Source organism: Alkalimonas collagenimarina, from assembly GCF_030717845.1.
In the GTDB taxonomy this organism is placed as follows: Bacteria; Pseudomonadota; Gammaproteobacteria; order Enterobacterales; family Alteromonadaceae; genus Alkalimonas; species Alkalimonas collagenimarina.
This window is the reverse complement of the sequence record NZ_JAUZVZ010000007.1, coordinates 138,636-161,884: the sequence shown is the minus strand read 5'-3', so window position 1 is coordinate 161,884 and position 23,249 is coordinate 138,636. Positions and strand designations below refer to the sequence as shown.

General features: G+C 45.6%; 26 protein-coding genes and 1 riboswitch. Of the genes, 5 read left to right on the top strand and 21 right to left on the bottom strand.

The features are described 5' to 3' along the window. Positions 1-15: 15 nt before the first annotated feature. The 20 genes from Q3O60_RS06815 to Q3O60_RS06720 all read right to left on the bottom strand — a co-directional run bounded on the left by Q3O60_RS06815 (position 16) and on the right by Q3O60_RS06720 (position 18,182). Complete coding sequence (locus tag Q3O60_RS06815) at positions 16-312, bottom strand: hypothetical protein (protein ID WP_305893154.1); 297 nt, start codon at positions 310-312, stop codon at positions 16-18. Between the two features lie 6 nt (positions 313-318). Continuing rightward, positions 319-750, bottom strand: coding sequence for a flagellar export chaperone FliS (gene fliS / locus Q3O60_RS06810; protein WP_305893153.1), 432 nt, complete (start codon positions 748-750; stop codon positions 319-321). A gap of 12 nt (positions 751-762) precedes the next feature. Beyond that, positions 763-2,232: a flagellar filament capping protein FliD gene (fliD, locus tag Q3O60_RS06805; RefSeq protein ID WP_305893152.1), complete on the bottom strand. Its 1,470-nt coding sequence runs from the start codon at positions 2,230-2,232 to the stop codon at positions 763-765. Positions 2,233-2,244: 12 nt separating this feature from the next. Then, positions 2,245-2,640 carry a flagellar protein FlaG gene (locus tag Q3O60_RS06800; RefSeq protein WP_305893151.1) on the bottom strand — a complete coding sequence of 132 codons (396 nt, stop codon included), beginning with the start codon at positions 2,638-2,640 and terminating at the stop codon, positions 2,245-2,247. Positions 2,641-2,708: 68 nt separating this feature from the next. Then, positions 2,709-3,533: a flagellin N-terminal helical domain-containing protein gene (locus tag Q3O60_RS06795; RefSeq protein WP_305893150.1), complete on the bottom strand. Its 825-nt coding sequence runs from the start codon at positions 3,531-3,533 to the stop codon at positions 2,709-2,711. 233 nt (positions 3,534-3,766) lie between these two features. Beyond that, positions 3,767-4,594 carry a flagellin N-terminal helical domain-containing protein gene (locus tag Q3O60_RS06790; protein ID WP_305893149.1) on the bottom strand — a complete coding sequence of 276 codons (828 nt, stop codon included), beginning with the start codon at positions 4,592-4,594 and terminating at the stop codon, positions 3,767-3,769. A 57-nt stretch (positions 4,595-4,651) separates the two neighbouring features. Continuing rightward, positions 4,652-5,476, bottom strand: coding sequence for a flagellin N-terminal helical domain-containing protein (locus tag Q3O60_RS06785; RefSeq protein ID WP_305893148.1), 825 nt, complete (start codon positions 5,474-5,476; stop codon positions 4,652-4,654). Between the two features lie 213 nt (positions 5,477-5,689). Further along, on the bottom strand, positions 5,690-6,916 hold the full coding sequence (flgL, locus tag Q3O60_RS06780; protein ID WP_369812644.1) for a flagellar hook-associated protein FlgL: 1,227 nt from the start codon (positions 6,914-6,916) through the stop codon (positions 5,690-5,692). Positions 6,917-6,926: 10 nt separating this feature from the next. Next, entirely contained in the window at positions 6,927-8,945 is a 2,019-nt protein-coding gene (gene flgK, locus Q3O60_RS06775; RefSeq protein ID WP_305893146.1) for a flagellar hook-associated protein FlgK, read from the bottom strand. Positions 8,946-8,992: 47 nt separating this feature from the next. After that, entirely contained in the window at positions 8,993-9,982 is a 990-nt protein-coding gene (gene flgJ, locus Q3O60_RS06770; RefSeq protein ID WP_305893145.1) for a flagellar assembly peptidoglycan hydrolase FlgJ, read from the bottom strand. Positions 9,983-9,999: 17 nt separating this feature from the next. Beyond that, positions 10,000-11,094, bottom strand: coding sequence for a flagellar basal body P-ring protein FlgI (locus tag Q3O60_RS06765; RefSeq protein WP_369812643.1), 1,095 nt, complete (start codon positions 11,092-11,094; stop codon positions 10,000-10,002). Positions 11,095-11,105: 11 nt separating this feature from the next. After that, complete coding sequence (locus tag Q3O60_RS06760) at positions 11,106-11,768, bottom strand: flagellar basal body L-ring protein FlgH (RefSeq protein WP_305893144.1); 663 nt, start codon at positions 11,766-11,768, stop codon at positions 11,106-11,108. Between the two features lie 15 nt (positions 11,769-11,783). After that, positions 11,784-12,572 carry a flagellar basal-body rod protein FlgG gene (flgG, locus tag Q3O60_RS06755; RefSeq protein ID WP_305893143.1) on the bottom strand — a complete coding sequence of 263 codons (789 nt, stop codon included), beginning with the start codon at positions 12,570-12,572 and terminating at the stop codon, positions 11,784-11,786. A 15-nt stretch (positions 12,573-12,587) separates the two neighbouring features. Continuing rightward, entirely contained in the window at positions 12,588-13,334 is a 747-nt protein-coding gene (gene flgF, locus Q3O60_RS06750; RefSeq protein ID WP_305893142.1) for a flagellar basal-body rod protein FlgF, read from the bottom strand. 120 nt (positions 13,335-13,454) lie between these two features. Next, positions 13,455-14,753, bottom strand: coding sequence for a flagellar hook protein FlgE (flgE, locus tag Q3O60_RS06745; protein ID WP_305893141.1), 1,299 nt, complete (start codon positions 14,751-14,753; stop codon positions 13,455-13,457). 38 nt (positions 14,754-14,791) lie between these two features. Continuing rightward, the gene (locus Q3O60_RS06740) at positions 14,792-15,469 is read right to left on the bottom strand and encodes a flagellar hook assembly protein FlgD (RefSeq protein WP_305893140.1); all 678 of its coding nucleotides are present in this window, start codon (positions 15,467-15,469) and stop codon (positions 14,792-14,794) included. 13 nt (positions 15,470-15,482) lie between these two features. Further along, the gene (flgC, locus tag Q3O60_RS06735; protein ID WP_305893139.1) at positions 15,483-15,905 is read right to left on the bottom strand and encodes a flagellar basal body rod protein FlgC; all 423 of its coding nucleotides are present in this window, start codon (positions 15,903-15,905) and stop codon (positions 15,483-15,485) included. Between the two features lie 2 nt (positions 15,906-15,907). Next, positions 15,908-16,303, bottom strand: coding sequence for a flagellar basal body rod protein FlgB (gene flgB, locus Q3O60_RS06730; protein WP_305893138.1), 396 nt, complete (start codon positions 16,301-16,303; stop codon positions 15,908-15,910). 94 nt (positions 16,304-16,397) lie between these two features. Continuing rightward, positions 16,398-17,234: a CheR family methyltransferase gene (locus Q3O60_RS06725; protein WP_305893137.1), complete on the bottom strand. Its 837-nt coding sequence runs from the start codon at positions 17,232-17,234 to the stop codon at positions 16,398-16,400. 18 nt (positions 17,235-17,252) lie between these two features. Next, positions 17,253-18,182: a chemotaxis protein CheV gene (locus tag Q3O60_RS06720; RefSeq protein ID WP_305893136.1), complete on the bottom strand. Its 930-nt coding sequence runs from the start codon at positions 18,180-18,182 to the stop codon at positions 17,253-17,255. A gap of 218 nt (positions 18,183-18,400) precedes the next feature. Between Q3O60_RS06720 and flgA the strand changes: the two genes are divergently transcribed. The 3 genes from flgA to Q3O60_RS06705 all read left to right on the top strand — a co-directional run bounded on the left by flgA (position 18,401) and on the right by Q3O60_RS06705 (position 19,905). Continuing rightward, complete coding sequence (flgA, locus tag Q3O60_RS06715) at positions 18,401-19,042, top strand: flagellar basal body P-ring formation chaperone FlgA (protein WP_305893135.1); 642 nt, start codon at positions 18,401-18,403, stop codon at positions 19,040-19,042. Between the two features lie 90 nt (positions 19,043-19,132). Then, positions 19,133-19,477, top strand: a complete 345-nt coding sequence (gene flgM / locus Q3O60_RS06710) for a flagellar biosynthesis anti-sigma factor FlgM (RefSeq protein WP_305893134.1) — start codon at positions 19,133-19,135, stop codon at positions 19,475-19,477. Then, positions 19,477-19,905 (top strand): flagella synthesis protein FlgN, encoded by a 429-nt coding sequence (locus Q3O60_RS06705; protein WP_305893133.1) that lies wholly within the window; start codon positions 19,477-19,479, stop codon positions 19,903-19,905. The genes flgM and Q3O60_RS06705 overlap by 1 nt, the downstream gene beginning before the upstream one ends. 48 nt (positions 19,906-19,953) lie before the next feature. Here the strand turns inward: Q3O60_RS06705 and Q3O60_RS06700 are convergent, their stop codons facing one another. Continuing rightward, positions 19,954-20,412 carry an LPP20 family lipoprotein gene (locus tag Q3O60_RS06700; RefSeq protein ID WP_305893132.1) on the bottom strand — a complete coding sequence of 153 codons (459 nt, stop codon included), beginning with the start codon at positions 20,410-20,412 and terminating at the stop codon, positions 19,954-19,956. Positions 20,413-20,733: 321 nt separating this feature from the next. On the opposite strand from Q3O60_RS06700, the gene Q3O60_RS06695 reads away from it, so the two are divergent. Together Q3O60_RS06695 and Q3O60_RS06690 are read left to right on the top strand one after the other, a co-directional pair. Continuing rightward, on the top strand, positions 20,734-21,846 hold the full coding sequence (locus Q3O60_RS06695; RefSeq protein WP_305893131.1) for a flagellar assembly protein T N-terminal domain-containing protein: 1,113 nt from the start codon (positions 20,734-20,736) through the stop codon (positions 21,844-21,846). 76 nt (positions 21,847-21,922) lie between these two features. Next, positions 21,923-22,012, top strand: a riboswitch (cyclic di-GMP riboswitch). 98 nt (positions 22,013-22,110) lie between these two features. Beyond that, positions 22,111-23,247 carry a porin gene (locus Q3O60_RS06690; RefSeq protein ID WP_305893130.1) on the top strand — a complete coding sequence of 379 codons (1,137 nt, stop codon included), beginning with the start codon at positions 22,111-22,113 and terminating at the stop codon, positions 23,245-23,247. Positions 23,248-23,249: the final 2 nt, after the last annotated feature.

The window sequence follows — 23,249 nt, the reverse complement described above, 5'->3', positions numbered from 1 at the left end:
AACCTTAAAATTTTTTTATGTATTATTATACATTCGTTTTGCTTTTCTTCCTTGTTGTATTGACAATATTTCTGCAGCACTATCAGAGCGTTGCTGCTTGACGAGTAACATCATTTGTTGGAGTGAGCTCAAATTTTGCTGCAAGTATTCAGCAAAATCATCTAGTGGCTCAACCGCTGGTAATGCTAGTAAGTCATTCCAGTCCTTTAATAACGATTGCAACTCATCTTCAGCAAGCTCGTCTTTAGAAAGCAATAGCTTGACTTTCGACTGATAGCTTATAGCTTTCGCTTTTCTATCTGATAGCGACATTGACGCTTAACTACCAACTGCAATTTGTTGGCGTTGTGCCTGCAGTGCGTACCCTTTTTCTCTATCCTGAACGGGTATCTGATCCCATGCGCTCTTAATTGATAATAACAATTCAACGATGTCATCTACCTTACTAAGGCTATTTTCCCGACTAGCTAAAATTAAATGATTTAGCATGAAATCATAGAGAGAAAACAAGTTTTCAGAAACTTCGCCGGCCGACATATCAAGTGAACCTTTCAAAGCAGAAATAATGTTCATTGCTTTTGAAAGTGTTGCCGATTTCCCCGCATAATCTTTGCGTTCTATGCAACCTTTAGCTTTAGCCATATTTTCCAAAGCACCTTGCATCAGTAACTGAATAACGCGGTGAGGATCTGCCACAGCTAAGTCATCTTTAATACCAACAGCTTTATATGCTTTAATTCCGTAACTCATAGATAACCCCACTTAATTTTTACTAGAAGATTTCGTGCTAAAACCAGGCAAATTCGACAACTGAGAAGTTACCATTGAAGCCATATTCTGCATCGAACCAAGTAATGCATCCAAAGCGGTATAACGCTTTCGCATAGTTTGTTCAAAGCTATCTATGTATCGGTTAGCAGCTTCTAAATCTTTAGTATTTTTATCTAGTTGAGATTTAATGGAAGTTTCTTTTGAAGCAATAATGCCACCCGGATCATTAAACTGCTTAATAAAATTATCCAAATTAGCGCTTAAACCCTCGTCCCCACCAAAAAACTTACCAATATTATCGTAACTTTCCGATAGAGCTTGGTTAAAACGTACACGGCCTGAGTCCGCACCAAAATTAGATGTTGCAGAAATCTCTAGCTTTCCTTGATCGGTAAAGGTGATTCCCATGCTATACAAGGTAGATAAGCTATCGTCCGCAGCACCAACTGAGTTCCCCAGGATTGAACGTAGTTGAGACATAATATTTCTTGGTAAGGGATCACCAGCTAGAGGGCCGCCTTTACCGGTGACGGTTTTACCATCAGAGCCTAATGTGCGATTTTTTGTAATATCGGCTATTTGATCTACCAAGTTATTGTAGTTATTAATAAAATTCTGAATGTTTTCTTCCGCAGCTTTTTTGTCTGTATCAATACTTACACCTGCGTTATTACCCTCAGGTGTTACTGCTAGAACTGTCAGGCTAAGATCCTGTACGACGTTAGTAAAAACATTTGAGCTACTGGTCGCAACGATACCATCAATTTCAATCAGTGCATTTTGTGCGGTACCAACCACAGCTAACCCAGCATTTGCACCAGTAGGCACAGATGATATGGCATCTAATTCAGCATTATTATTTGTTACTACAAGGTCATTACCATCACCAGTGATGGTGGAGCTAAACACCAATTTAGTGCCAACTGCACCACCGGCGTTAATTAAATTGACATTAACACCAAAATTATCACCTTGTTCATTTATCTTTGTTCTAAGCTCGCTAAGCGTCATACCAGCTGTTACGTCAATATCGAAACTTTGACCACCAGCATTAAACGTAAGCGTTCCGTCTGAAGTGGAAACAATGTCACTAACAGCACCAAAAGCACCATCCGCAGTTTCTAACCGACTACCTTGCGCTAACTGTGAGACTTTAACATCGTAATTCCCTGCCAGCGCGCTATTGGTAGCGGATGCTTCTAAATAGGTTTTATTTTCAGTCGGCTGAGTGATAGTTGCAACCCGGGCATTTAAATTATTACCACCGAGTTTTTTTACTGCATCCTGAAAAGAGGCAAGGGCCGACTTGAGCCGGCCAATGCCAGATAGTGAGGATTCAAGAGTAGATTTCGTCGTATTAATTCTGCCCAGCTTGCTGTCGCGCTCAGTTTTAACCAGAGTGCTAACAAGTTCCTCTAACGGTAAACCAGATGCGGAACCGAGAAAATTAATTTGTGACATAATCATTTACCCCTACACTTTGTTATCAACCAGCAAGCCGATTGTTTGCCCCATTTCATCCTGCAAGCGCCGAATGTCTTGAGCTACTTTCAACAGCTCCTCCGATGGGATTTGCCTTAGCACCTCAGAGCTTTTTAAGTCTACGACTTTTATTACCTCACGACCAGACAGATCATCAATTGAGAAGCTCAACGAACGCGATTCAATCACTGCTGCTGTGTTTAAAACATCAATTGCCTCGTCTAATTCGCTACGAGATATTTCAGTTTTTGGCTGAGCAAAGCCCACTGTTTTTGAGCTATCTATGTCAACCGTCTGCTTTTCTTGGTTATCATCTTGTACGTTCAAACCAGCTGCTTGAGACGAAAGCGGTAACCCTCCAACACTCGCAAGATTTATACTACTCATATTCAGACTCCTTATCGGCGCGAGAGGTAAAAGCTTTAATTAAAGCTCTCACCACCGCGCTTATTAGTTTAACCTAATAACGACAAAGCTGCCTGTGGCCGCTGATTGGCCTGCGCCAATACTGTAGTACTGGTTTGCTGTAAGATCTGTTGACGCGTTAACTCAGCAGTTTCTTTAGCAAAGTCTGTATCGCGAATCCGGCTGCGTGCACCTGATACGTTTTCAGAAATATTGGTTAAGTTACGAATGGTCGACTGGAAACGGTTTTGAATCGCACCCAAATCAGCTCTAGCTCCATCAATTGTACCAATTGCAGTATCAATCAGTGCCAATGCAGCACTTGCTTCAGCGACTGTGGTAACACTGAGAGCACTCAGGCCTAAGGCGTCTGTACCATAACCATCAGTATTAGTTAAAGCAACAGTAATGTTTTGTCCTGCATTGGCACCTACCAAGAAGGCAGCTGAGAAATTGCCATCTAATAAGTTTGTAGTACCAAACTGAGTATCTGATGCAACCCGAGTCATTTCAGATTTTAATGCAGAAACCTCTTTTTGCAGTGCAGCACGGTCGTCCGCACTATTAATACCGTTCTGCGACTGAATAGCCAAAGTACGGATACGCTGTAAAGAGTTGGTGATTTCTTCCATGGCACCCTCTGCCACCTGTGCCACAGAAATACCATCATTTGCATTACGCGCAGCCTGATCCAAACCATTCACCTGACTGGTTAGACGGTTGCTGATTTGTAATCCGGCCGCATCATCAGCAGCGCTGTTGATACGAAAGCCTGAAGACAAACGTTTAAAAGCTGTATCCAGGTTGTTGCCTGAGTTAAACAGCTGACGCTGAGCATTCAGTGATGAGGTGTTTGTATTTACGTATAGAGACATGAGTCACTCCTTAAGTTTTCAGCACTACATTGACTGAAAACCTGATTATTAAAAATACGGTTTAGCCGTTAGCTTGGCCAAGCTGCAACTTGGCTTATTTAGGTTATCGGCAGTAAAATGAAGAACTTTAGGAAAAAAAATTATTTTTTTGATTTATTTTTATAAGCATAAAAAAACCATTCAAAGTGAATATTTTGAATGGCTTGGAGGCATAATGATGAACTTTAGCTCAGTTAAGCATTAAGAACTCGCAGTGCGGCCTGCGGCCTTTGATTCGCCTGAGCCAAAACAGAAGTACTGCTTTGTTGGATGATTTGGGTTCGGGTTAACTCAGCAGTAGTCTGGGCATAATCAGTATCTCGGATCCTACCTCGCGAAGCTGAAACGTTTTCACTAATATTACTTAGATTGCGTATTGTGGTTTCAAGCACATTTTGCCAGGAACCAAAATCAGTGCGTGCATTACCTAAGGTCAGTAAAGCATTATCTAACCTCTGTAAAGTATCCTCTATATCATCCGTGCCTAAAGCTATATCGCCAATATTTAAGCCGCTAGCACTACTCCCAAAATTAGTTGATAAATCGATACTAATTTTTTGCCCTGTATTGGCACCAACCTGAAACACCGCCGCAGATGCAGAGCCATCAAGCAACTGAATACCAGCGAACTCGGTGTTGTCAGCGATACTTTGGATAGCCGCAGTTAACTCGTTAAATTCTTTTTGGATGGCAAAAATATCGCCATCACTATAGATACCATTTTCTGACTGTATAGCTAATACTCGCATTCGCTGAAGGATAGCCTGTGTCTCGACCAGACCTCCTTCTGTTACCTGCACCAGGGAAATAGCGTCACTTGCGTTACGTACCGCCTGATCCAACCCGTTTACTTGACTAGTCAGAACATTAGAAATCACTAAACCTGCAGCGTCGTCTGCCGCACGGTTAATACGAAAACCGGACGAAAGACGTTCAAAGCTTGTGGATAAACCGGCAGAAGCGTTGCTAAGTAAACGCTGCGATGCAAGAGAGGACTGGTTATTGTTTACAACGACCGTCATGAAACTCCCCCTACGCATGAATAAGTAGCCGGGGTTAACCCCGACTACTTATCGTTTTTACTGAAGAAGGCTTAAAGCCGCCTGTGGCCGCTGATTCGCCTGAGCAAGTACAGTAGTACTGGTTTGTTGCAGGATCTGTGTTCTGGTTAACTCTGCCGTCTCTTTGGCAAAATCAGTGTCGCGAATGCGGCTACGTGCACCAGAGACATTTTCAGAAATATTGGTTAAGTTACGAATGGTCGACTGAAAACGGTTTTGAATCGCACCCAAATCAGCTCTAGCTCCATCAATTGTACCAATTGCAGTATCAATCAGTGCCAATGCAGCACTTGCGTCAGCGACTGTGTTAACACTGAGAGCACTCAGGCCTAAGGCGTCTGTACCATAACCATCGGCATTAGTTAAAGCAACGTTAATATTTTGCCCCGCATTAGCACCAACCAAAAAATCTACGTCTAAATTACCATCAAGTAAAAGGGTGGTTCCAAACTGGGTGGTATCCGCAACACGAGTAATTTCAGCTTTTAAAGCAGAAACTTCTTTTTGCAGGGCAGCGCGGTCATCCGCACTATTAATACCATTTTGTGATTGAATGGCTAGGGTACGAACACGTTGTAATGAGTTAGTGATTTCATCCATTGCCCCTTCGGCAACTTGAGCTAGTGAAATACCATCATTAGCATTTCGAGCCGCTTGATCCAAACCATTGACCTGACTGGTTAGGCGATTGCTGATTTGTAATCCTGCCGCATCATCAGCCGCACTATTGATACGGAAACCTGAAGATAATCGCTTAAAAGCAACATCCAAAGAGTTACCAGAATTAAAAAGCTGACGTTGCGCGTTTAATGATGAAACATTTGTATTGACATAAAGTGACATGGTGTTTTCTCCTGCTGCTTAAACAATTCTGGCATGATTAACTCTTTATTTGCCAGCGTCATATCTTGTTACTTAATGTATCGGTTTAAAGCAGAAGAACTTTAGATATTTTGAAAAAATATGTTTTTGAGATCGTTTTTGCACTAAAAAGCCCGAAACCAGCACTGGAGAAAATCAGCACTAGGTCTGGATGCTTTTACTCAAAAAAGATAATTAGCGAATAAAGTCAAATAAAGAGATAGAAGATACTTTTGTGAAAGTAGCAGAAATTGCCTGGAGAGCTATTTCTTGTTTCGTTATTTCAGTGAGCGCCTCTGCATAATCGACTTCGGATAAATCTGCTCGGTAGGATTTGTTATTGATTTTCAAGTCTTCATTGGTTTCAAATACACTATCAAGCACATTGATCCTGCCTCCGATGCTAGACATGGAATTTCCCAATGTCGCCATTGCATTCTCTAACTGCACCGTTGCATCACTAATGGCTTCAAATCGGTCAAAAGAAGCTAACCCTGGTGTTTCAAGTACCTGAATAAAGTCTTGCAATGTATTAAGCACATTTTTCTTCAGCGGTGGATTCAGGCTAAAATCAAGCTGACCAGGTAAGGCCGGCCCATTCACCTCTAGTTCCAAACCCTGGAAATTAATTTTTTCGCCTGGCGTAAATGTACCGGTTACTGCAGGCACTAAGGAGGTACCATTTTGCTGAATTTCATAGATATCAGGTGCAGATAGCACTAAATTAAAAGTATTGTTCGCTGGAACAAGACTGTCGTAGGTGTTGCGATAAAAAGCATCAAACTGTGTTTGATTATTAACTTTAATGGATGCTGAAGTTGCCCCACCTGCACTAACGACTAAATCACTAGTTTTAAAGCGTGCATTTACGTCATCAAAAACCATTTTTCCACTATCATTGCCGGGTAGTGCAATGGTTGGCGATATTTGTAGTGCTTTTTGACCATCATCTCCTTGAAATTCATAGCTATTGGTTACAGGATTGAAAGCATAAGATGTTATTTTGTCCTGGTATCCAGAAAAAATATAGCCTCCCTCGGAGTTTTTGGTATTCATTAAGTCCAGCAATTCTACTTGAATCTGTCGAAGCTCTGCTGCCACAGCCTGCAAATCTTGCTCAGCATAAGTGCCATTTCCTGATGCAATGGCCAAAACCCGAGCACGATCCATTGACGTCTGCATATTTGAAAGCACGGTTTCTTCCAGTGCCAGGTTATTTTTCAATAGTACCGAATTCTTCTGATACTGCTCGGTCTGAGCCAGGTTTTGATCCAACCCCAACACCTTGGCAGATGAAGCCGGATCATCGGCAGGTGTCAAAATACGAGTCTGCTTGGTCAATTGCTCTTGAGCACGGCTCATCTTGGCATTGGTGTTAATAACACCATTTAAGCCCATATTAAACTTCATATTAAATGACATTCTCATGCTCTTACCTCACTGCTGCAAGCAGGGTGTCAAAAATGGTTTGCGACGTAGAGATGATCTTGGTCGCGGCTGCATAGGTTTGCTGAAACCGTACCAAATTTGCCGCTTCTTCATCCAAGCTCACTCCTGATAACGATTCAAACCAGTTTTGGCTTTGCTCCAACAAGGCGCTGTTTGCCGCCTCACTGTTGCGAGCCTGATTGGTGCGCTCACCGATTAAACTCACCATCGACGCATAGGTTTGGTTGAAACTGCCACTATTTACCCCGCCAGGTGTCGATAGGGCATTTAACCGTGTTGTCGATGTATCGGTCTGTAGTGCCGCTAACTTGAGGCCATTTCGGTTATCATTGAAACCGCCGCTGTTAAATTCGATAGTGAATGTATCACCCACGCTTGGAATACCGGTAATGGAAAAATCAAAGCCAACATCCACCCCAGCTTCTTCAAACAAGCTCTGATAATTGGCTGAGCCGAAGTTGGCTGTTCCAATGACGTTCCCGCCGTTATCTTCAATCTGAAAGCTATCACCGCCCAAATAAGTGACTTCCCAAGGTCCATTGACTAAACCACCAGGTGCAGTAAAACCGTAATCCGGTGGAGTCGCTGGCGTGGTATCTTTAATTTGCAGACCTTCAGCTTTGCCGTTACCTAAATTCTCCAAAGTTTGATCAATACGAATTGGTGATGCCAACGCAATATCTTCTGGCCGCGTAGTCGCTAACCCAAGCTGACGAGCGGCTGTTGCTAACGGCTTAAATTCAAATTGATCACCAACGGCACCATCGATGTCGAACGTGAAACCATACAAGTCGCCACCTGCATCATCAGCTGTAATCGTCGCTGGAAAACCTGCAACCGTAGCAGTGATATCAGAGCCGGCAATCACATTGCCTTTTAGATCAACCGCCTGAACCAACACTTCCGTTGCAGAAATAATGGTCACTCGCAAGTCATTGGGGGGGATCTGACTCCCCTTACCTGCTTCAACTGTCCCTGATAACGTTGAGTTGGCCGAGTTCCCCGTGTAAGGGAAACCTGAAAAAGAAGGGAATGTAAAAAGTGGCCCGCCAATTTCACCATTCAGGTTCATGCCTAGCTTATTCTGTTCATTCAATGCATCGGCCAGCGATAACGCGACCTGACCCAGTTTATTTTGCGTTGGATCCAGTATTTCTTCACGAAAGCCGATCAGTGCCCCCAACTTACCGCCCAGCTTTTTGACATTGATATCGCGCACCACACTATCTTTGTTAGATAGTTGCAATTGCAATTCTTTACGCGATGGATCTGGGTTGCCACGGGTCGATAGCAGTGAGAAGTCTCCATTCTCGACCACCAACGACTGACCGGTTGCCATAAACACCAGCTTCTCACCATTTTTTGCATCCAGCGTGCGGATTTCTACCATTTCGGAAAGTTTTCGGATGGCCTCGTCCCGCTTATCCAGCAGGTTTAAAGGAATTGGACGGCTAGAGCCAGTGCCATAACTGGCAATTTCTCTATTGAGCTGGGCGATCTGCTTAATATACCCATTGGTCTCATCAACAAAAATATCCAACTGCTGATTGATAAATAAATCTTGATCCAGCACCAAGGTCGACATAGTGCTGAATCTATCCAACAAAGCTTCTGAGCTGCCGATAATTAACTGACGATTGGCTAAGGTAGTCGGATCGTTATTAGCAATTTGAAATTGATCAAACAACTCATTCATGCCGGTCGCGATGCTATTGGCCGGGTTTGAAAATAAAGCATCCACACGATTTGCTTCAGAGAGAAACTGCTCAGAATAAGAATAGGCGGATGTATCACGACGCAATTGTTTAAGCGTAAACTCATTGACCAAGCGCTCAGTAGTACCACGCCCAACACCAAGCCCCAGAATTTGTGCCTCAAACTCAGTGCGTTGCCGAACATAGCCTTCGGTGTTGATATTGGCGATATTATTACTGGTGGTGTTAAGCAAGGTACTGCTAGCCAGCACAGCTGAAGAACCGATCCTGAGTAAATTGTCTGACATGATTAACTCCGCTTACCTTGCTTACACTGTGTATCGGCCAGACTGCATTATTCTTGAGCGGATGCTTTAAGCACACGCATGACCGGATTGTTCATTACTGACCTGATTTTTTCTGCATAATTCGGATCGGTAGCATAGCCTGCAGCTTGCAACTGACGGAAGTACGCGACACTATCCGAAGCCACTTTAACAGCCTCCTGATAACGTGGACTGCTCTGAATAAAATCAACATAATCTTTTAAGCTCTGCTCAGGGGAGTCATAAGCGCGAAACTTGGCTTGCTCTTTTTGAGCCACGCCCTGGCGGTATTCCAGTGTATCCACCACTGCAGTATCGCCTTGCCAGCCGCGACTGGCTTTAATACCAAACAAGTTAAAACTATTTTCACCTGCCGCAGTTGGGATCATACGTTGCCCCCAGCCCGTCTCAAGTGCTGCCTGCGCCACCAATGCAACCGGGTCTAAGCCAAGGGCTGATGCTGCTTCACGGGCAGCAGGCAATAAACGTTCAACAAAAGCTTTAGGCGAATCCACCGACCAAACAGGTTTAGGCTCTACGGTTGCCATCGCCTCTTTAACCATATCAGCAGCCTGCGTTTTTGTTCTGGCTGTTGGTGCCTCAACTGCTTCATGGTTCTTGGTATGGTTCAGTGATGTTGTTCGGGTGGATATGGCTGACGGCATCACCAAATGTTCCGGGTTGGGCCGTTGAGATTGCTGAGCAATATGCTCTGGGCTTAGTTGCTGTACGATGATATCGGCTAGCCCTAAGCTCCCACTGCGGGATAAATCAGAGGCCAGTTGATTGTCATACATATCTTCATAGAACTTGGTGGTCTCACTGTGCATAAAACCATCTTCATCCTTAAATGCCTCGTTGGCTTTACGCATGCTGCTTAGCAGCATATTCATGAAAATGGCTTCAAATTGCTCAGCAGCCTGACGCAGCCCCGTCCCCTCATCCTGGCCAGCCGACTGACGGATCTGCTGTAAGCTATTAATATCATGGTACGATAAGGGTTGTCTGATGGAGTCCATACTATGCCTCTCGCTGTTTAAATAACGACCAGTTCGCCATGGATCGCACCGGCTTCTTTCAGTGCTTCTAAAATCGCCATCAAGTCACCGGGTGCTGCCCCAACCGCATTTACCGTCCGAACCAGATCATCGAGGGTCACGCCAGGATCAAATTTAAACATGCGCGATTGTGCTGGATTAACATCAATGATCGAGCTTTCTTCAATCATGGTCTCTCCTCCAGCTAACGGGTTTGGCTGTATCACTCGTGGATTTTCAGCAATGGTCACAGTTAAACCACCATGAGTGACTGCTGCAGGAAACAAGCGTACTTCCTGACCAATCACAATAGTTCCTGTCCGTGAGTTGATAATAATTTTGGCCGAGTTGTTTGCTGGCTCAAAGGTTAAGTTTTCCAGCGTTGACATGTATGACACTCGCTGGCTGATATCACGTGGCGCACGTACCCGAACCGAGGATGCATCCAGTGAGTAAGCTGTTTCCGGGCCGATAAAGTCATTAATGGCCTCAGCTAAACGACGCGAGGTGGTAAAATCAGATCGATGCAAATTAAAGGTGATAAAGTCCCCTTCAGCGAAAGGCGTAGGTACCTCTTGCTCCACCATGGCTCCATTGGGTATACGGCCTACGGTCGGTGTATTCACAAGAATACGAGAACCATCCAGGCCCTCAGCTCCTAGCCCACTCACAATAAGGCTGCCCTGCGCCACAGCATAGACTTTGCCATCGAGGCCAACCAGGAAGGTTTGCATTAAAGTGCCACCACGCAAGCTGGCAGCGCTGCCAACGGAAGATACGGTGACATCAATACTCTGTCCTGGTTTGGCAAAAGCTGGCAATTCGGCATGAACAGCTACAGCGGCAACATTCTTGATTTGTGTCCGCATCCCTTGCGGCATGTTGATGCCAAAATTAGATAGCATGGTACGGAAGCTTTGCTCAGTAAACGGGCTTTGTTCACCGGTGCCGGGTAAACCAACCACCAAGCCATAACCAACCAGTTGATTGCTCCGCACTCCTTCAACATCTGCCACATCTTTAATGCGTGCGGCATGCGCCGGCATTAACGCAATAGTGACCAGAATAATCAACAACCATTGCCACAGTTTCATCAGAAAACTCCTTAAAACGGCCATGCCGGACTGGAGAAAAACCGGGTTAACCAGCCGGGCGACTGACCACCATGATGAGCTCCGGTGCCACTGTACTCGATACGGGCATTGGCAATTTTTGTCGACTCAACCGTATTGTTCAGGTCAACATCTTCTTGCCGAATGATCCCGGTTAAGCGGATGAATTCTTTGCCTGTGTTCAGCTGAAGCCATTTTTCGCCCCGTATCACCAGATTGCCATTCGGCTGCACTTCAACCACATTGACAGTAATATCACCTGTCAAGCTGTTGCTTTGGTTTGATTTAGCATCACCCTTGAAATCATTGGTGCTGTTCGTTCCCAGTTGGATCGTATTGAGCTGTCGCCCCCCAAAACCAACGATCGGATCAATCTGGCTGCTACTGTCTCGTTGAGTCTCAGTACGGGCATTTTTTGATGCCTGAGTTCGTTCGCGTAATACAACCGTAATAATATCCCCTTCAAAGCGAGCACGGGTATCGGAATACAAGCTACTGGAATAGCGCTGAGCAAATAGAGAACCGGTATGTTCAATCGGTCGGGCTGCCGGCCCGGCAGGCATTGGTGCATAAAAAGGGTCATCCGGCAGAGGCGGTTGCACACTGGAGCACCCCACCAATGAGACCCATGCCAATATAGTGATAAAAATACGCATACACACCTCGCAGACTTACAATTGCTGAATTGCAAAGCCAAGCATTTGATCAACGGTTGAAATCACTTTTGAGTTCATCTCATACACGCGTTGACTCTCAATCAGACTCACCAGCTCTTCGGTCACATTCACATTAGATGTTTCCAGCGCACCTTGTACAATCAGCCCGAGGCCTTCTAGACCTGGAATCCCTTGCACCGGATCGCCGCTGGCGGCGGTTTCACGAAATAAGTTCTGGCCAATCGGCTCTAAGCCAGCTGGATTGATAAAGTTGGTGACGGTAATTTGCCCCAGCACCGCATTATCAGCCTGGCCTGGTAAACGCGCGGAGACCTCACCATCTTGTGATATGGTTATTCCAGTAGCCTCTGGCGGCACCACAATATTTGGCTCCAACTGGAAGCCTGCACCAGAGGTCACCAAATTGCCGTCTTGATCAACAGTAAATTGGCCATTACGGGTATAAGAGATATTGCCATCTGGCATCAAGATTTCAAAAAAACCATGGCCCTGAATCATCATATCCAGGCTGTTTTCGGTGGTGATCATGTTGCCTTGCGTAAAGTTCTTTTGTGTCGCTACCACCTTAGTACCCGCACCAATCATTAAACCGTTCGGCAGCTCTGAGTTCTGCGACGAGCGCCCACCAGGCTGATTGACGTTCTGATACAGAAGATCTTCAAACACTGCTCGACTTTTCTTAAAGCCAACGGTACTGGCATTGGCCAGATTGTTAGAAATCACCGAAATATCACGCTGCTTGGCGTCTAAACCGGTTTTACTGATCCATAATGCTGGATGCATAACAGCCTCCTCAGCTTAACCCATGATGTACAGAAGCGAATCTTGCTTCTGATCGATTTGTTGTGCAGTTTTCATCATCTTGACTTGCATTTCGAACTGACGCTGTAAACTGATCATGTGCGTCATCTCGGTAATGGCATTGACATTACTGCCTTCCAGTGCCTGATTGATGATGGCGACTTCAATACTTTCTTCTTCCGGCTGGCCGTCTTTACGCCGAAATAAGCCATCAGTACCTTTTTCAATTTGAGTCAACTCGGGCTTCACTAATTTAATGCGGCCTGCTTCAAATAAAGCTTCTGGCGGAGCGCCCTGAGGCAACACAGAAATAGTGCCATCCTGCCCAATCTCTAGTTTGGCTAAAGGCAGTGGCAACTGAATAGGGCCGGCCTCCCCCATCACAGGCAAACCAGAGGCAGTTTCCAGCATGCCAAAGGCATTAATTTGCAGGCTACCAGACCGTGTATAGGCTTCGGAACCATCGGCACTTTGCACAGCAAACCAACCATCGCCTTTAATAGCCACATCCAACTCACGCTCAGTCATCTTCAGAGGTCCGGCTTCAAAACTATGTCCTGGCCGCTCCGTCATTGAAAAAACACGGGTTGGTAAACCGGCACCAAAGGCTTGCATGGCCCGGGCCTGCTCAAAATCAGCTTTGAAACCTGTGGTACCTGTATTCGCCAAATTATTGGCTCGTACCGCAATGGCGTGCTGGTTTTCTTTGGCCCCGCTCATGGCGATATACAACAAACTATCCATGGTTGACTCCCGAGCTATTACTTACGAACAATCTTATGGATTAACGATGCAATCTTAATGCCAAAAACATTGCCATAAAAAAGCCACCCGAAGGTGGCTCTTAAGTAAACATAACTAATATTAACGTATCTGCAAGATCGTTTGCTGCAAGGTACTGTTAACTTCAAGTGCTCTGGAGTTGGCCTGGAAGTTACGTTGTGCACTAATCAAATCAACCAGCTCTGTCGTCAAGTTGACATTTGACTGCTCTAAAGCAGAAGAGTTGATGGCACCAAAAGTCCCCACATTGGCCTGTCCTGCAATGGGTTCACCCGAGGTAATGGTTTGTTGCCACGAGGTATTCCCCACTTGCTTTAAACCCTGCACATTGGCAAATTGTACAAGCGTCACCTGAGCTAAATACTCTTCATCACCATTGCTGTAGCTGGCCAAGACACGACCAAAAGCGTCAATATCGACCCCGGTCAGATTACCAACCGTGGTACCATCCTGACTGAGGTTAGTCACATCAAAAGGTGCTGCGTACTGCGTAGGTGTCCGAACGCCGGATGGATCCCGGAAGTTGATCACCATATCATTTATAAACTCTGCACCATTGGTTAAGTACCCATTCAACGGATCATTTAGATCGGCTGCAGGCAGTGTCAAAACAGGTGGTGCAGGCGGCGGACCTGGAATGACTAACTCACCGCTGGAGTCAAATTGAAGTGTTTGAGGGCCAAAAGGAGCAGCTGTGACATCATCCCACACCGCGTAGACATCCCATTCACCTGTCACCGCCGTCTTGGCAAAGTACATCGAAACAATATGAGACTCACCTAAACTATCATAAACCGTTACTGATGTTGAGTGACTATACGTCGCCGGATCCGTTGCATCAAAAGGTGCTGCAATCGCAATTTCTGAAGAGTTTAGGTTAGCGGTGACAAATATATTGTTGGTCGCTCGTGGAGCACCGGCAGTAGTTGGTATCGAAATAGGTTGAGTGGTGCTTAAACTGACAGATTGATTTTGACCGGTTGAAGGGTCAACAGAAAACCCTTGAAGGAAATTACCCCGGTTATCAATAATGAAGTTATCTTTATCAAGCTTAAAATTACCCGCCCGGGTATAAGTCATGTCTCTGGCCGTGCGATCTGGTGTGGTAGCAAAAAAACCCTCACCAGTAATGGCCAAATCCAATGAGTTATTGGTAAATGACAATGACCCCTGATTAAATTGCTGTGCTACAACAGACGTAGTGACACCATCACCGACCTTGGTTCGACCGGAAGCAAAGATGGATGTTGCATAAACATCCGCAAACTCAGCGCGCGACTCTTTAAAACCAGTGGTATTAACGTTAGCAATATTATTTGCGGTTACATCCAAATCTTTTTGTGCTGCGGCCAAGCCGCTTAACGCGATAGTAAAACTCATAACTCACCTCATTATACTAGGTAATAACATTGGCCTGCTTAACCGTACGAAATCTCTTTTACATCTGCTAATTTAAAGGCGCCAAGCCCAACTAAATTAAGTGTGATGCCTTTACCTGCCTGTCCCAGACTCACACTGGATACGGGGGCATATACATACACAGGCAACGACTGATTCTCGCCACTCATGTTAGCCTCCACTTTGATGTTATAAACTCCTGGCGGCATTTCTTCTTCATTGGCGTTAGTACCATCCCAGACAAAATCAAACTTACCAGCCGCGACTTCCGGGATAGAAACCGTCTGTACCAATTCCCCATTCGGCTTTTCAATGCGAACCTTCACGTTGGTCGCTCGCTGTTCAAAGTCGATAATGCCACGAGAGATATCTTGTCCGTTGAACACGATCTCATCCGACGAAACCAGCACCGAGCGACCGACCAGGCTGGATGCCTGCAGTGCCTGATTTGAACTCATGCTATCGGCAAAGCTTTCAAAACTCTTATTCAACGAGCTAATACCATCTGCCATGGTAAAGTTGGTCATCTGAGCAATCATTTGATCATTTTCTACCGGGCTGGTTGGATCCTGAAACGCCAGTTGCTGCGTTAACAAAGCGAAAAAGTCAGCCTGAGTTAAGGCACCGTTATTTCTGTCTGGTACCTTATCATCGGTATCCCAACGTTCCAGACCACTGGCTGAATTGATAGTCGTCATCACTCAGACTCCGTTATTGTTGCTGACCTAACCGCAGGGTTCTAATCAGCATTTTCTTTGCCGCATCTGCAGTATTGACATTGGTTTCATAAGAACGGGTGGCGGAGATCATATTCGCCATCTCTTCCATCACGTTGATGTTCGGTTTGTAAATGTAGCCATCTTCATCTGCCAACGGATGGTTCGGGTTGTATTCCACATTCAGCGGTGCATCCGACTCCACAATCCCGAGTACATTGACACCGGATACCTGCCCCTGCATGCGCTTAGCTTCAGCCAGCTCTGCAGCAAATACCGGATGACGACCTCGGTAAGTCTCTTCCACACTGCTGCTGATGCTGTTGGCATTGGCAATATTACTTGCTGTGGTGTTTAACCGCACAGACTGAGCGGACATGCCACTACCGGCGATATCAAATACCTTGAAGGAACTCATGATTATTGTCCTTTAATTGCTTTTTTTAAACCGGAGATCCGGCCATCCAAAAACTGCAAACTGGTGCGGTAGGCTAAATCATTTTGCATAAACTCGTTGCGCTCACGGTGGATATCTACGCTGTTAGCATCTCCCGTATCTGGCTGATCCGGGTTGCGATATTGCATTTCTTTTCGTACGGAGCTATCGATGTGAAAATGTTTTTCGTGGGTACGAGCAACAGTGCGGCCTTGGCGATGCTGTGCATTGGCAAGTGCTTGTTGAAAATCCATATCGCGGGCCTTAAAGCCAGGAGTATCCGCGTTGGCAATATTTTCAGCCAGTACTTGCGTGCGTTTTTCGCGGATCATCATCGCTTCAGGATGCATTCCGAATGCTTTATCAAAGCTAATTGACATGACAGTTGCCTCACTAATCACCTAACTGGGATTAGTGAAGCAAAAGATGGGCCAAATATTCTTTAGGATGGTATTTAGGAAAATTTAAACGTCATCAGACTTTTTTACGGTAAATAATGCCGGGGTTGCAGCGGATCATTTCAAAATCGCTATTGATGCTGGAAAGAGACTCGGAGGCCCCGAGAATTAAGAAGCCACGTGGAGCAAGCGCCCCGGCAAATTGCCGGATAATTTTGGCTTTCACTTCGGGAGAAAAGTAAATAAGAACATTACGACAAAAAATAATATCAAACTTACCCAGCAGGGTATAACTGTCCAATAAGTTAAGATGGCGGAAACTGACATTCTTCCGTACGGCAGCTTTTAGCCGCATCATGCCATTGCCACTATCTTCAAAAAACTTGCTACGCCGCTCAGGCGATAAACCACGCGATAGTGCCAAACCATCGTACTCAGCGCGTTGACAGTACTCCAGCATCGTATTGGAGATGTCTGTCCCAAGGATGTGCAGCCCCATATTAAACGCATTGGGGCGTGACTGCTGATACTCCAGACCGGTCATAGCAATTGAATAAGGCTCCTGACCAGATGAACTGGCAGCTGACCATATCTTTAATTGCCGCGTCGTTTTTTCAAGCTCAGGGAGAACCTGTTTTTTTAACAGCTCGAATGGGTAGGAATCCCGAAACCATAAGGTTTCATTAGTGGTCATGGCATCAATCACAGCCGAGCGCAATTGACGCTCAAAAGGACTCAATGTTTTAGTGACCAGCTCAGATAAAGAGCCAACATTAAAACGAGCCATTAAAGGCCCTAACCGACTTTTTACCAGGTATAGCTTATTGTCACCCAGCACGATGCCACACTGCTGCTCCAAAAAGTCACGGAACATCTTGTACTCGCTGTCTTGCAGATCACGATTAGGTACCATTGCCATCCTTAACGCCAGTTAATCTGCATGCAACCATTTCTGAACAGATTCTGCCAGCTCATCTGGGTTGAATTTAGCAATAAAATCATCTGCACCAACTTTTTTCACCATTTGCTGATTAAACACCCCACTGAGCGATGTATGCAAGATCACATGCAACTTTTGCAGCTTAGGATCTGCTTTTAAAGCTGCAGTCAGGGTGTAACCATCCATTTCTGGCATTTCAATATCAGAAATCAACAAACCAACTTTTTCAGTAATGGAGTCCGCGCAACTATCGGCTGTTTGCATAAGAAAGTCCAAGGCCTCCCGGCCATTATTCACCAGATGCATTTTTACGCCAAGATTTTCTAAAGCTCGCTTGACCTGATTACGTGCCACAGCGGAATCATCAGCGATTAGAATCACACGCTCACCCAAATCTCGGCGTACCATTTCCGATGACACACGATCACTGATATTGGTAGGCGATGGTGAAATCTCTTCAAGCACTTTTTCTACATCAAGGATCTCTATCAGCTCATTGTCTACTTCAGTGACCGCCGTTAAATAACTTTGTTTGCCACTGGTTCCTTTCGGAGGAGCCATAATGGACTCCCAGTTGATATTGATGATTCGGTCGACCGCATTCACCAAAAAGCCCTGCACAGACCGGTTATACTCGGCAATAATAATGAAACTACTCTCCAAATCAGCGATAGGTTTTCCACCGGTAGCCAAACTTAAATCTATCACTGAAATGGTTTGTCCCCGGATGTGAGCAATGCCTCGCACCCATTTGTTTCGTTTTGGCAAAGCAGTCAATGCCGGACAAGGCAACACTTCACGTACTTTAAATACATTAATACCGTAACGCTGTCGACCCGACAACTTAAACATCAACAACTCCAAGCGGTTTTGTCCTACCAATTGGGTCCGTTGATTGACCGAGTCTAAAATAGTTGCCATCTGCAGCTCCTGTTAGTCAGGCAAAGAGGATCGATTCTTGCTTTTACTGTGTAGATACCATGTATCGAGTACAAACCGGCAGTATATTGACGGTAGCTCGGTAGACACAACATATCCCTAAGCATAGCCGAAACCATATGAAAATGTACGATAAAATCAGCGTCATTGCCAAAAATATAACTATATTCATGCTGCTTTTTAGCCTGCAAAGCACTGCAATGGCTGAGGCTGCAACCGATGTTTACACAACGGAAGAACTGACCGCCTTAGTACAACAGTGGCTGGATAGCGAGCAACAGCATACCGAACAATCAGAGCGACAGTGGCAAGTGCAGTCGCTGGATGCCCGTATTGGCCAGAAAGAGTGTCAACATCCGCTTGAGCTGAGTTTACCCGGCCAACTACGTAACCGCCAGACAACAGTACAAATTCGTTGCAATGCGCCTGCTCCCTGGCAATTGTATGTTCCTGCTCGCTTTAGTGATGTCATTGAGGCAGTAGTCGCTCGGCAGAACCTCAGGCCAGGGACCCCTATCACCGCTGAGATGCTACAAATTGAACAAAGAGAGAGACGCTTATTGCGAGGAACCATTGTCACCGACCCGCAGCAGATCATTGGTGCTCGTAATCGCCGCTCTATCAGCTTAGGTCAGATGGTCAGCCTGGAAGATCTTTGTCTTGTATGTCGCGGGGATATTGTTACAATTAACGTTAACCATGCGACTCTGAATGTCAGTGCTACTGGTGTCGCAGAGCAGGATGGCAGTCTGGGCGATCTGATTAGTATTCGCAATCGACAATCCAATCAATTGATTGAAGCTCAGGTCATCGCAGTAAACGAAGTTCAGGTGCGTTATTGAAGACAATTGAAAAAATTTCTAAAGTTTTCTTTTTTCCTGCCGTTACTGTGAGCATAGGGAGTTTGACGTAAGTAAGAAGAGGTCTATAGCATGGTCAGTCAAATTAATAATACACCACCCGCCAACGGTGGTACTCAGGTTAAAAAAGAAACGGTTGAGCAAACCAATCAGCGTCAGCAGGTCACCCAGCAAAAACAAGCTGCACCTGCTCCACAGCAAACGGCAGCTCAAGCGAAGCAAGATTCTGTGTCGATTACACCACAAGCTAAGCAAATGGCTCGTTTGCAGGAAAAAGCAAACAACAGCTCTGGTATCGATCAGGAGAAAGTAAGCAAAATTAAGCAAGCTATTGCTGATGGCAAGTACCAGATTAATGTTGAGCAACTGGCTCGACGTATTATGCAATTTGAGGGCGAAATCTTTCGCAAGTCCTGATGACTGATACCGAGCTAAAGACCTTACTTACTCAACAAAAGGAGCACCTGGATGTGCTCCTTTCGTTATTGCGGCAAGAAATTTCCGCCATTAGTGATCGCAATATTGATGAACTGGAATCCTCCAGCCAGACCAAAGTACAATGTTTGGAAAAATTACAATCCCTTGATCAACAAGTGGCTCAACATCCCATGCTGGCAGCACATAAAGAAGCGGATTGGTTCAAGCAAGCTATTAGCATTCTTGAAGAGCAATTGGATGCCTGCAAACAGCAGAATGAAGTCAATCGTCTCGCGCTGGAGCAGAGCCAAATCAATCTACAGCAATTCAAAAATGAGCTGCTGCAACTGCATGGCAAATCCGGTTTAACCTATAATCGCAAAGGCAAACCTGCCGTTGATAGTAAAGGTAAAGGCTTCAAAGCCTGAACATGCTTTGACACAACATTGCTAGTACCATAATTAATTGTACCTTAATTAATAGTACCGCACATGACGGATACGGCGTTGTGGTTGTTGAGCCTGGTACAGTTGATACACGTCACGGAAATCCAACTCAAGCTCTGTGGCATAACTGTCACCCACAGGGTAACTTTTTACCACTCTGGCCCCACGAATAACCCCCTGCACCGATGATTGCAATTGCTCATTATTGACCAACATCTGTTGCACACTGGTTCGTGCATCAATACGCTGGCCATACACTTGCTCGGCTAATTCACGGTAGGCATCTAACTTTGATGCCTGCAATGCCATCAACATCTTATGCTGTTCATTCTGGCCAGGTTGCAACGAAAGCGGTGCATAGCCTACAGCACGAAGTACAGGAAACTCCTCTGGCGGCACAGCTTCCCACTCGACATAGCGATCAGCCACCAGGCTACAACCGGTTAGCGATAGCAACGTCAACACAGCCAGCAAAAAATAGTTCTGCATCACACCCTCCACGGGAAAATCATAGTACCCTTTATCTTATCAAAACAATGCAAAAACTATGCCCTTTAGAGCATCACCTTTGATCTAGCCCCTCAAAATCATAAGGTTTCAGCCACCAACGTCGACTCTGGCAGGTCGTTTGCTTTAGCTATGGTACGTAATTTGCTTTAAGGATCGGAATCGCTTTATAAACGTCAAAGTTACGACGGCCATTAGTCAGAGGAAGCATTCATGCAGGTACATTCCACCCTAGTCGGATGTTTGAGTTCTGTTTTATCAAGCAGACAGAGCCCATTACTATTGGGTCTGGTAATACTTTGCATGATGTTTAGTTCTACAACCACCGCCGATTGGTTTGAGGCCACAGGTCAGGCTCCGATTCGTCAGGGCAATCTCAATGATGCAAAAGCACGTGCAACGGAAGATGCGGTTCGACGAGCTTTGCTGTATGCAGGTGCCTCCATCAGCAGCGTGCAACAAGTAACCGATGGCTTGCTCACCCAAGATGAATTGGTACTGTCCAGCCAAGCTGAAGTCCGCCAAATCCAACTGGTCAGTGAGCAGCGTATTGGTGGCGTGATGGAGGTCACCATTCGGGCCGATATCTTTCCACAACAGCAACAATGTCACGGCGCTAATTTTAAAAAACCACTGGTGATCAGCCCATTCTTACTTCGTCACAGTCAACACAGTGTCATTGGTGATTTACAAAGTTTAGGGCTCGTTAGCGCCGAAAAAATATTCCGACAATTGCAGGATTTATCTACTAGCTCCGTCGTGCATTGGTATGACAACCCCACTCTTGCCCGCCCACTGACTAAACAAGAGCGCAGCAGCTTACTGCGACAAACCAACTCCGACTATCTGGTTACCGCATCGATTGATGATGTCTCGCTCGGTGAGCGCAGCGATAGGAATCTCCGATTCTGGTCCGATGCGCGCAGAGATCGCTTCTTTCATATGCGGCTGCAACTGCAGCAATTGAGCACTGGCCGCGTACTGTTTCAGCAAGAGTATCGTACTCAGGCACGCTGGGATTTCCGCAAGCGCACAACCATCAGCCCACAAAATCATCGTTTCTGGCAAACTGCTTATGGTGAGTCCATTCAACGCGTTCTCAACGCGGCAGTAGTGGATATTGATGATACATTACGCTGTGAACCCTTTCAGGCAGCCATTACGGAAGTTGCCAACAACCGTATAAGACTGGATGCTGGTGAAAACGTTGGCGTTAAGTCCGGTACCGAGCTGACGATTTTATTTCGCCAGGAAAGTGTCCGTGAAGGCGCTACCATGTATCGCGTAAGCCCACTGACAGTTAAAGTGAGTCAGGTAGGTTTTGATTGGGCCATGGCTGAAAGTATCGATCAAGCCCTCCTCAGTAATGTACAGATTGGTGATGCAGTGACTGTATTGGCTTCCCCTCAAGGTTAACTGAACCCTGCACTCTACGACTTTGTATTTATTTGAGATATCCTTTACAGGCTTGAACACTATCTGTACAATCCGCGCCTCCACTTGGCAAGTCAGCTGAAAAGCTGAACGCGCAAAGTCATGGGCCTAACAGAATATTTGTTCTTATGGTTGCCAGACTGCATCTCTTCAAGCATTGGCTTGCCTCGATGGAAACTTCACCGTGTTGCTGTTGGAACATCCAAAGCACGGTTATGCAACCTACTATCGAGGTACAAGTTCATCATGGTATCGAAAATCAAACAACTTAGTCTGGGTGTTCTGCTGGCACTAACCGCCACAGCCGTACACGCAGATATTCGCTTCAATGGCTTTGCATCCATCAAAGCTGGCAGTACCTTAAGCAGCTCGGACTCATTGTATGGCTACGACAAAGAAGTCGACTTTAAAAATGAATCCTTGTTTGCTTTGCAAGTACAAGCTGACTTAGCGGACCGTTTGTCCGTTACCGCCCAATTGATGGGCCGCGGCGAGAATGACTTTAATGCCGAGTTTGAATGGGCTTACCTGACCTATGAGTTAAATAGCCAGACGCGTATTAATGCTGGCCGTCTTCGTACTCCATTCTATCGTTATTCCGATTTTATGGATGTAGGATACGCCTATGATTGGGCTCGGGTACCCAACTCGGTCTATAACCTCGATTTTAATAATCTTGAGGGCGTATCACTGGTTCGTTTTGGCCAACTCGGCACCGTAGACTCAACCATCCAATTGATTTTCGGCAGCTACAACGGGGAAACCAACATCACACCAGCACCTGCGGATGTCAGCATTGATCGTGTGGCTGGAGCAACCTGGGAGCTGATGCAGGGCAATTTCAGCGCCCGGCTGGCTTATTTAACCGGTAAATTAACCATGGTTGACCAAGATGGTGAACTCACTGGGCTACTCGGTTTGTTGGAACAATCAGGGTTTGCCGAGACTGCTCATCAGATCCGAATTGAGGATGCCAGCAGTACTTTTATGGGGCTTGCTCTAGGCTACGATAATGGCAGTCTGGTGCTCGGTGGGGAAATCGTTCGTTCCAAAGTTAAAGATACCGTTATTCCAACTCAAAATGGCTACTACGTCTCTGCTGGCTACCGTATCAATAGTTATACGCCTTTTATCAGCTTTGAGAGCCGTGATAACGATGGCAAAGCTGAGATCTATCAAACACTTGGTAGTGGCAACCCATTCCGCCCTGCAGTTGAAGGCGTAGTAGAGTCATTTACCATCAAGCGTGACACGTGGAATATCGGCAGTCGCTATGATTTTCACCCATCTGCAGCACTGAAAGTTCAGTTCAGTTCGCAAAAAGATAAAGTGTCTGATCAACGCGATCAGTTGGTTACTGTTGGCGTTGATTTGGTCTTTTAAGG